The sequence below is a fragment of the Streptomyces sp. adm13(2018) genome (genome assembly GCF_008042145.1).
GTDB lineage: Bacteria > Actinomycetota > Actinomycetes > Streptomycetales > Streptomycetaceae > Streptomyces.
In genome coordinates, this window is the sequence record NZ_RDBH01000286.1 from 1 (window position 1) to 1,020 (window position 1,020).

Annotated in this window: 1 protein-coding gene; it reads left to right on the plus strand. The window is 74.1% G+C overall.

What is annotated here, in order from left to right; genetic code table 11:
• The coding region (locus EAO70_RS36665; protein ID WP_148007095.1) for an acyl carrier protein at positions 1-1,020 on the plus strand (1,020 nt) is incomplete at both ends.

Genomic DNA, 1,020 nt, shown 5'->3' on the forward strand with positions numbered 1-1,020 from the left:
GGCCCGGACCATCTCCAGGGCGGCCGTCGTCGAGGCGTCGGACGACCGGGACGACGAACCCAACCGTTCGCTGACGGGGCCGGCCGCCCTGGAGCTGGTCCGGGCCCACACCGCCGCCGTACTCCGCTACGACTCCCCCGCCGAGATCGAGCCGCGGCGGACGTTCAAGGAACTGGGCATCGACTCGGTGACGGTCGTCGAGCTGCGCAACCGGCTCGTCGCCGCCACCGGCCGCAAGCTCCCCACCACTGTGGTCTACGACCATCCCAGCCCCGCCGCCCTGGCCGCCCTGCTGGCCGAGGGCAGGCAGGACGCCACGGCCCCCGAGGACCGCGCGGGTCGGGACGACGACCCGATCGTGATCGTCGGCATGGGCTGCCGCTTCCCCGGCGGGGTGGACTCCCCCGAGGGCCTGTGGCAGGTCGTCGCCGAACAGCGCGACGTCGTCTCCGGCTTCCCGGCGGACCGGGGCTGGGACCTCGACGGCCTCTACCACCCCGACCCCGCGCACGTGGGCACCACGTATGTGCGGGACGGCGGATTCCTGGCGGGCGCGGCGGAGTTCGACGCCGAGCTGTTCGGGATCTCCCCGCGCGAGGCGCTGGCGATGGACCCGCAGCAGCGGGCCTTCCTGGAGACGTGCTGGGAGGCCCTGGAGCGGGCGGGGATCGCCCCGGACTCCCTGCGCGGCACGCAGGCGGGCGTGTTCGCCGGGGTCATGGCCCAGGAGTACGGTCCGCGGCTGGGTGAGGCGGCGGCCGGTGCGGCCGGCTTCGGACTGACCGGAACGACGTCGAGCGTCGCCTCCGGCCGCGTCGCCTACACCCTCGGCCTCCAAGGCCCCGCACTCACCGTCGACACCGCCTGCTCCTCCTCACTCGTCGCACTCCACCTCGCCGTCCAGGCCCTGCGCTCCGGCGAGTGTTCGCTGGCCCTCGCCGGCGGCGTCACCATCATGTCCACCCCCGGCATCTTCATCGAGTTCTCCCGCCAACGCGGACTCGCCACCGACGGACGCTG